This window comes from Thalassospira xianhensis MCCC 1A02616, from assembly GCF_003326475.1.
GTDB classification, from domain to species: Bacteria; Pseudomonadota; Alphaproteobacteria; order Rhodospirillales; family Thalassospiraceae; genus Thalassospira; species Thalassospira xianhensis.
In genome coordinates this window covers 1-9,493 of sequence record NZ_JPWA01000069.1, presented here as the reverse complement: position 1 = coordinate 9,493, position 9,493 = coordinate 1, and the positions used below count along the sequence as shown (strand labels likewise).

The following is a 9,493-nucleotide window of genomic DNA, read 5'->3' as shown; positions in this document are numbered from 1 at the left end:
GCAAGGCCGGAACCCGTGTCGCGACCCACCCGGTGCGACGCGCGCGGCTTGACATCCCGGTCATTCGGCTTGAGATCGAGGGACGCGGCCAGAAATATACCTATGGCCTGCTGTTAAGCGAGCGCCGCAGCCCGCCGCCGGAAATCTGCGCCAATCTGGGCGTGACCGCGGATAGCGACATGCTGCATATCACGTCGCTGCATCTGGCCGATGGCAAACCCTATATGTTTGAAGAACGCTGGGTATCGGTCGCCGCTACGCCGGAAATTGTTGATGCGGACCTGTCAAAGATCAGTGCCAATGAATGGCTGGTGCTCCATGCCCCCTACACCAAGGGCGACATTTCATTTTCCGCCGTGCTGGCATCCGAAAACGAAGCCAAAATATTGCGCACCCAAAAGAATGAACCGCTGTTTCTGATCGAACGCACGACCTGGGAAGGGGAACAGGGCATTACCTCGGCCCGGCTGGTTTTTGCGCCGGGATATCGGATGCATACGGCGCTTTAGACTCATTAACCTGCATTTCTGAGATAAACGCATTCAAGAACTAACTTGTCGCTCTTCTATAAATTGTAAGAGCTCCCTCCATGCGAGTTATATCGCGACGGCTAACTTGAGCAGCTTACCCCTCACATCACTGAACACAATCCATCCTAAAGTATAGATATTTGTTGATTTTTATATCCTTATAGATGGATAAAACTGACCATATGTCTTCTTAAACTACTCCTTTGAGGAAGTTGCGCCGCACAAAAAATTCTCATAGGTTCGCCCTACTCTCTTGGTTTTTGAAACAAACTATAAAAACAAAAAGCCGAGATTAGGGGCGATACTAACACGATGCAGGGCAGAAATTTTGCCGTGTTGTTCTTGCTTGTGGCGGTTTCGCAAGCTGGGCTTTGCGTTGCGGCGTGGGCGCAAACGCCATCTCAACGCGAACAGATTATCAGGCAGCAAGAACAGATTCTGCGGCAACAGGAGGAACGCTTCCGACCTGAAGACCCGCTGATTCCCAAGCAATTCCCCCCCGGCTATACTAGGCCAGCCCCCTCAAACGAACCAGAGAATGACCGAGAATCTCCGTGTTTTAAGATTCAACGTGTCGAGATTGAGGGCTGGGACACAGATCTTCGCCCATTGATTTCTCACTTCGAGATGCAATGCATTGATAAAGAAGATATCGACAAAATTCTCGAGATTCTGACGGACCATTTTGTCCAGAGCGGCTATGTAACAACCAGAACATATGTCCCAGCTCAAGACCTGAGTTCTGGAGTACTCAGGCTGGCAGTAATTGAGGGTAAAGTTGAAAATATAAAACCCTCCAAGCCCGATATTTTATCAAATGGCCAAATTGATACAGCCTTTCCCGGACTAGAAAATCAAAGACTGAATCTCAGAGATTTTGAACAGGGCCTAGATCAAATAAACAGGCTGCCAAACTCCAGTGCGACAGTGGAGTTTGAACCCGGCTCGAAGCAAGGGCAGTCAATCGCGGTTATTGATAACACGATTGATAAAAGCTGGAGGGTTAGCGCTGGCCTTGACAATTCCGGCAGTGAAGCAACCGGAGAATCACAACAAACTTACAGTGGCGAAGCCTACAACTGGTTGGGGTTCAATGACCTTCTAAGTTTATCTTACGGACAAGACACGGAACCTGCCTCATCTCTGAAGGCAAGCAGAAACAAAACCGGTTTCTTCTCGGTTCCATACGGATACTGGCTGCTATCATTATCAGCAAACTACTTCGAGTACAGAAACCAGATTGAAGGCACCTTACAGGACTTCAAAAGTTCGGGCACTTCAACCACATGGCGCGCAGACCTTGCGCGTGTTTTACATCGTGACCAGACGAGCAAAACAACGCTGTCATCATCATTCACCCATAAAAAAACAAAGAACTACATTGAGGACGTTTTGCTCGAGGTGAGCAGCCGACGCCTAACGATACTTGGTTTAAATATCAATCACAGTCGTCGACTTGGTCAGGGACTGGTTTCAGCTTCTGTAGGTTATGAAACTGGCATCAAGGCACTCGGTGCAAAGCAAGATGATGACAGAGCACAAGATGCCCCAGAAGCCCAATTCGAGAAATACACTGCAGACCTTACAGTCATTCAGAATTTTGAAGTTCTGGAGACGCCTTTAACTGTAACCAGCGGGATACGTGGGCAATGGAGTCCAGATACGCTCTATGGCAGCGAGCGCATATCAATTGGAAGTCTTGGGACGGTACGCGGTTACAAAGAAAGTTCCGTAAGCGGTGACACCGGAGGCTTTATCAGAAATGAACTGGCGCTTCGTCTCCCGATCTCACCTCCCCAGCTCTCGCAAATTGCTAGCGAAATCCAACCATTTGTAGGCTTTGACTACGGTGTCATATCCCAAGACGCCTCAGAACTCTTTGAAGGCGGCAGAATTTCTGGATGGTCGGCAGGGTTCAAGGTTCGAGGCCCCTATCTCAATCTGGCGCTAACCTATGCCCGCCCCATTGATGCACCTTCCTTTGTTAACCGGCGCAATTCTGAAATTTATTTCTCAGCCAATTTGGCATTTTAGGGAGCACTGGGAACCATGCTCAAATCACTTGCTACGAAATTTCTCAGTGTAACTCTTAGCACAATTATTGTGATACAGCCTGTCATGGCGCAGGTTTCGGTCGATAGTCAGGCCGCATCAAACAACCAGGCATCTCTTGGAGCTGCTCCGAACGGTGTGCCAATTGTCAATATTGCCACACCGAATGGCGCGGGCGTTTCACATAACAAATTCTCAGATTTCAATGTTGGATCGGAAGGCCTGATCCTTAACAACAGTCGGAATGTCGGGCAATCCCAGCTTGGTGGTGTCATTGCAGGCAATAGCAACCTACAGTCCGGCACTGCTCGCCTCATACTTAACGAAGTTACCGGCGCAAACAGGTCTAACCTTCTTGGCTATCAGGAGATTTTTGGCCAGAGCGCAGAATATGTACTGGCAAACCCCAACGGCATCACCTGTAACGGCTGCGGCTTTATCAACACGCCACGCGCCACATTAAGCACCGGCAAAGCACAGTTTGATGGTACTGGGGATTTACTTGGACTGGATGTTGAAACCGGCGATGTGCTGATTGATGGTGCAGGTCTTAATGCCAACAATACTGCTTATTTCGAAATCATAAGTCGTACGGCAAAAGTCAATGCAGATCTGCACGCTGCGGATTTGTCCATCATTACAGGACGCAATAGCGTCAACTATGAAACGCGCGAAGTAACTGCAAAAGCAGATATCAGCACGAAGCCAAGTGTTTCGATAGATTCCAGCATTCTTGGCGGAATGTATGCCAACCGTATCCGACTAATTGGCACCGAACAGGGCGTGGGAGTTACGGTAGCAGGCGATATGGCCGCATCGAGCGGCGGCTTGACAATATCAGCTGATGGCAAGATCAGCGTTAATAATGTTGCGTCCGAACAGAATATTGATATCGCGTCAACATCCGATGCCGTCGACGTAAGTGGCACCCTCCAGGCCGCTCAAACCGCCCGCATCGCTGCAACTCAAGATATTCATGTCAGCGCAGACGCATCTGTTAGCGGTGACACAATAGACATCCAAGCGGCAAGACTAAATAATGCCGGAAAAATCAAAGGCGGACAGCAAACAGCAATTGAAACCAGGCATATTGATAACGCCGGAACGATCATCGGGATTGGCGATGTTTCGATTGTTTCAGCAACTTTAAACAATCAGGAAACCGGACTAATCAAATCAGATGCCAATACCTCCATCCAGAGCACTCTGGCAAATGAGGGCCATTTGGAATCTGGAGGAAAACTCGAGATCACAAGCACCAGTGATCTGGTCGTCGGCGGCGTTCTGAGCGGCGGTAATGGGCTTATATTAAGGGCCGCAAACGACCTCACCATTAACAGCGAAGAAGTTTTTGCGGCTGGCCCAGCGGAGCTAACGGTCGGCGGTCAACTGCTCAATAATGGCAAACTTTCGATTGCTGGCGATCTTTCCGGAACAATTGAAAACCTTCTCAACAATGGTGAGTTTCAGGTCGCCAATGACCTTTATCTGACGGTCAACAACAATTTCGAGAATCGCGATCTTGTTTTTGCCGCAGGGGATCTTTCATTCTTTGTCGGCGACACCCTTTTCAATAGTGAAGGGACATTGATTGCAAGGGGAGACATTACCCTGCAGGGCCTTGATGATGGGCGCATGGCATTGCTTGACAATGCATCATCGACAATCGAAAGCCTTGAAGGCGACATTAATATCAAAGCGGATCAATTGCTTAATCGCAAGCTCCGTTTTGCGATGTCTGATCAGAGAACTTTTAATCAATACTACGCCGCAAATCATACAACACATCCAGGATGTAACAGTGTTCCGGGAGCAGGAATATCACCCGAAGGTTGCGCCTATTTCTCGCGCGGGACAATCGCCTATGTTCCACATCCCTGGAAAAGCAATTACACCAGCTATTACAGTTCTGTATTTGGCGGGGGCGGCATCACCGTCAGTGTCTATGAGAATGTCGTTTCGGAAGACTCCGCCAAATCCGTTATCTCTGCAGGACAGGATGTTTTCGTTGACGGTGGCACCATTAAAAATGACAAAAGCGATATTCAGGCTGCCCGCAATATTACTCTGACCGGAACAACCCTTGAGAACACCGGGGCACAAATAACAAGGCGCCTTTACCATTCCAGCTCCGTCAATGACAACGTTGTTAGATGCTATGGCGGAACTTGCCGATGGTTCGAATTCAACCATTCAGCAAAACTCTTGGAATCCGAAACTATTGGCAGCCTCGACGCACAAATCGTCGCAGGTGGAACATTCAGCGGCTCCTTCACCGGGCAAGTCAATAACACCACAATCGTTCAAGGGGCTGCAAGCCTGCCGTCCAGCGGCATTTCCTATGTCGATGAACTGGTCAACGCAATTCCCGACCCGGCAAACATCCCGGTAACCGCAGTCCCAGAAGGTGGCACTTATGTTCCGCCAACACCCGGATTGTTTAAAAAAGCATCCGAGGATCAGGATTACGTTTACGAAACCCGCTTTGAGTATACGGATTTTGGCACATTCTATGGATCCGATTACTTCTTTGATCAGATAGATGTCGATCAATCGATTATCGAAGACTTGCCCAAACGACTTGGTGATGCGTTCTTTGATACACGGCTGGTGCGCGAGCAGGTTCTGGCCGAGACCGGAAAACGGTTCCTCGGCAACGCCGAAAATGACGCAGCGCAAATGCGTCAACTTATCGAGGCGGCAGCGGCACAGAAACAGGGGCTGGGACTTAGCGTTGGCACAGCCCTTTCAGCAGATCAGATAGCAACCCTGACCGAAAGCATTATCTGGTATGTCGAAGAGGAAGTGAACGGACAGACGGTTCTGGTACCCAAGCTTTATCTGGCAAGCGGTGACAAAACCGATCTGACACCACAAGGCGCAATCATTGCCGCCAATGACATCCAGATGGTCGCGGATTCCATCGCCAATTCCGGAAAGATTTCCTCAACCGAAGATTTATCCCTGACAGCACTGGGATCGATTATCAATGCCGGAGGAACACTAAGCGCAGGCGAAGATTTGCGGCTTGTTGCGGCAACCGGTGACGTCATCAATATGTCCGTCACAGACCGTGCAAGCGGTAGCGACGGCTATCAGGACATGCTGATTTCCAAAGGTAGTATTTCGGCAGGAAACAAACTTTCCGTCGAAGCCGGTCGCGATATTGTCAATGAAGGTGCTGATATTGCGGCTGGTGGCAACGCAACACTGCAAGCAGGTGATGACATCACCTTTGCCGCAACTGAAATTTCGCGAAATGTTGCATATGACACCCCCGGTTTCAGCCTGGAGCAACGCAGCACCCATAATAAGGGTTCGAACGTTACCGTTGGCGGCAATCTGTCAATCAAATCCGGCGGGGATGTGACCGTTGCGGGAAGTCAGGTTTCAGCAGACGGCAACCTTGATGTTGAAGCAGATGGCAATGTTCAGGTCGTTGCCCTTCAGGATTACGATTACCTGCACAGCGAACGACGCAAAAGCAATTCCTTTAACTCCGGCACGCGTGAGGCCCTGACATCTGTCATCTCCTCACTGCAAGCCGGTGGAACTCTTAATGTCGTTTCGGAAAATGGCGATGTTCTGATCAAGGCATCCAAACTGTCGAGCAAAGAGCAAACAACGCTTTCAGCGGAAGAGGGCCAGGTTGCCCTGCTTTCGAATACGGATTCTCTTTACGAACATAAAATCCGCGAATCATCAAACTTCGCATGGTTCAGCAATCGCGACACCGGCCATATCGATGAAACCGTTGTCATGACTGAAATCACCGCAGATGGCGGCCTGATCGTCAATGCGGGTAACGGTGTCGTTATCGAATATCGCGATACCGGAAATCTCGAGGAATCCGTCGCAGCCCTTGCTGCAACGCCCGGTCTTGAATGGATGGGCGAGATGATGGAACGTGACGACGCAACGTGGCACGCGGTTCAAGAGGTTCATAAAAACTGGGATTATAAGGCCGAAGGCCTAAGTGGTGCAGGGGCTGCGGTTATTGCGATTGCAGTTACGGCCATTAGCATGGGCACAGGTGCAGGGGCTGCTCTGGGTGCCCTGGCGGCCAATGGCATGGGTGCAGCAGGGGCTATTGCCTCCGGCGTCAGTGCCGCCGTATCCGCTGGCTTCACAGCCCTGGCAAGCACGGCCGCCATTTCACTGGTTAACAACAAAGGCGACCTTGGTGCCGTTCTAAAAGAACTCGGCTCCTCTGCCACCCTGCGCTCACTCGCAACCAGCATGGTGACCGCAGGGGTTACGGCTGGAATTATTGGCAGTATCAACGCTGATGGCACCGTAATTGAACTTGGAAAAACTGCGGAAATTAGTGACCAGATTGCATATCAGTCAATCCGCGCCCTGACAGACACGGTTGTAAAAACCGCGATCAATGGCGCGGACCTTGGTGATGCACTTAAAGAAAACATTATCAGCTCCGTCGCCAGTATTGCGTCCGCCCAGCTCGCCAAGCAGATAGGCGATTTGTCTAACACCGATCAATGGAACCTTGAAGAAGGCGACATCCGAAAAGTCGTTATGCATGCCATTGCCGGATGTGGCGTGGGGCAACTTTCAAGTCGGAGCTGCGCTGCTGGAGCCATTGGTGCCGGGTTGCAGGAAATTCTGGGTACTCCCCTTGAAAACGCCATTGACGATATTGATACCCGCGTCCAACTCGCCGGTCTCGCGGGGGCCATTGCCGTTGCCCTGACCGGAGGCGATGCCGATGCGGTCAATACCGCAGCCTTCACCGCACAACAGGCAGCAACCTATAACCGGCAGCTTCATACCGACGAACGGGTTGCAATCCGTAAGCTGGCGGAAGAATTGGCCGAAGAAGGCGGATTAACTGCCGATGAATGGGAAGCCCGTTTGGGTCGGGCAGCCGCGCGCGAAGTAGATAACACCTATGCGAACATTTTCCCGGCCGATGATGAGGCAAGCACCATACTGGCCGACCATTTCCAAGATCAAACCTTTACCGATGAATATGGACGTCAGGTTGCCTTCCTTGACCCGGATAACGCGTTCTTTAACCGGGCGCGATATGCCGATCACATCCTGCCGAATGCCGATTTCTATGAGGCAATCCTCGCACCATCTTATCCCGATAATGCTGTTCCCGCAGCCTTCCGGGCGCTGACAGAGGCGGCTTTTGATCCGAACCTTGGTGAGGAGCCCGCAGAAGCCCAGCAAAATGTTCTGGATGGATTGGGATACGTTTCCGAGCAAGCAACACTACAGCTTGACGAACTACAGCAGGCCATCTTCTCCGGAGAGATCGGCGAAGACGATATGCCCTATGCTCTTCTGGTGCTCGATGATTTCACGCAGTATCAGAATTCTGTAGACAGTCTGATCAAAACAGTCCGGGCACAGGGCGTTCGCGCAGGTGCAATTGAGTCCGATTATATTGAAAACCTCAAAGACATTGCATCTGTTGCGGCGGTCCTGATGGGGTCTGCAACACGCCTGACCTCACTCGCTTCCGTTCGTTCGAAACTGGATGCCGAATTCAACGTCATCGAGAAGACAAGACTTGTGAATGAACTTGTTGCCAATGGCACCAAAATCACAGTCGGTAACGTTATCGATATTGCTAAACTGCCGGATGGTCGAACGGTATGGCTGGAAACGGGGAACGATACTGCAGGTCTACAGCATATTTACCAGCGACATAGAACTGATTTTTCAAACAAAGGAATTCCGGAGGACCAAATTGCAGAAACTATAATGAGCGCGTTGAAACAAGGAAACATAATCGGCACCAATGGTACTGCTCCAGTTTACCGAATTTTAAGAGACGGGATTGAGCACAATATTGCAATTGGTGTTGGGAGTAATGGCTACATTATTCGAGCCAACCCTGTGAGTAATTGGAGACAAATACAATGATAAATTTAAGACTCGGAAACGAATTTTTCGCTCCCCCAATCTTTTGTAGCAACCTAGATCAAATGGGACATATTGAAGTAAATAGTTTGCCAATCTCTAATGAATTGAAAGATCTTATATCAAAGTGGGACCAAGATTTTCAAAAAACTTTTAACGCAGATTATCCACCAGATTCGCATTTTTCATCCCCGGAACTAAGGGATAATCATATTGAGAAAGGTTTTAACCTCGCCGAACGGCTTCAAATTGAACTGGGCGAAGGTTATAATGTAGAATACAAAACGTAATTCAGAGGTAATTTCCTCACAAAACAATTACATCCTGAGTGAAATTTGCAAGAATAGTATTTTGATGTACGCAAAACCAAAACCATCACAAACATTAACAGCAGCAATGTCACACTTCAGTTTTTATCTCTGACCATTGGCGATGAAACCGCACTTTCGATTTAAACGCTATTAGTACTAATGAGCTCGCACCAAAATGACCTGAGCAATAAAAGCATTACTCGTGTGATCCGTCATATGCCGCGACCACCCGAAATTCCGAACCATCACCGGTGGAGTGAGTTTGTGTAAAAAGAGAGCAGCTCACCCTTTCGTCAGATTTACTGAAAAAAGTTCTTGATTTGTTCTTTTGTTTATGACATAAGAGAAAAATCAACGGGAGAAATGCACCCGGATCGAAACCCGCAAGGCCTTGTAGGCTCTGCGGGTTTTTGTGTTTGGAGCCAGATCAAAGAGGTGATCGGGATGCAGTGGCAAAGATTCAGGCAGGGTTGCGGGGCAGTCCGCAGGATGCTCATCGGCGGATGGCGAAGCCATTACGGCGGCATTCCGCGCCGGTTCTAATACGCTTTTAACACGCTTATTTGTCATGACGGGAGAGGTGCGTCTTGTCGGGGAACGGACCCCGAATTTGCCGGATGGGGCAGCAGTGGCGGTAGTGGCAGCAATGGACTGGGGGCCCGTCGGTGATGGACAGGTTGGGGCAGTGCGCCCGAAGTCCGTCTGCCG

General features: G+C 49.8%; 4 protein-coding genes. All 4 read left to right on the top strand.

Annotation, left to right across the window (positions count from 1 at the left end):
• A partial coding sequence (locus TH5_RS24750) for a GntR family transcriptional regulator (protein WP_114124099.1) occupies nt 1-509 on the top strand: 509 nt, incomplete at its 5' end.
• Nucleotides 510-842: 333 nt separating this feature from the next.
• Complete coding sequence (locus TH5_RS24745; protein ID WP_114124098.1) at nt 843-2,564, top strand: ShlB/FhaC/HecB family hemolysin secretion/activation protein; 1,722 nt, start codon at nt 843-845, stop codon at nt 2,562-2,564.
• Between the two features lie 15 nt (nt 2,565-2,579).
• Nucleotides 2,580-8,477, top strand: a complete 5,898-nt coding sequence (locus tag TH5_RS24740) for a two-partner secretion domain-containing protein (RefSeq protein WP_114124097.1) — start codon at nt 2,580-2,582, stop codon at nt 8,475-8,477.
• 62 nt (nt 8,478-8,539) lie between these two features.
• Nucleotides 8,540-8,764 (top strand): hypothetical protein, encoded by a 225-nt coding sequence (locus tag TH5_RS24735; RefSeq protein ID WP_147250187.1) that lies wholly within the window; start codon nt 8,540-8,542, stop codon nt 8,762-8,764.
• Nucleotides 8,765-9,493: the final 729 nt, after the last annotated feature.

Excerpts from the sequence above, each read along its gene's own strand:
- TH5_RS24745 (WP_114124098.1), top strand. The coding sequence starts at position 843 with ATGCAGGGCAGAAATTTTGCCGTGTTGTTCTTGCTTGTGGCGGTTTCG.
- TH5_RS24740 (WP_114124097.1), top strand. The coding sequence starts at position 2,580 with ATGCTCAAATCACTTGCTACGAAATTTCTCAGTGTAACTCTTAGCACA.
- TH5_RS24735 (WP_147250187.1), top strand. The coding sequence starts at position 8,540 with ATGGGACATATTGAAGTAAATAGTTTGCCAATCTCTAATGAATTGAAA.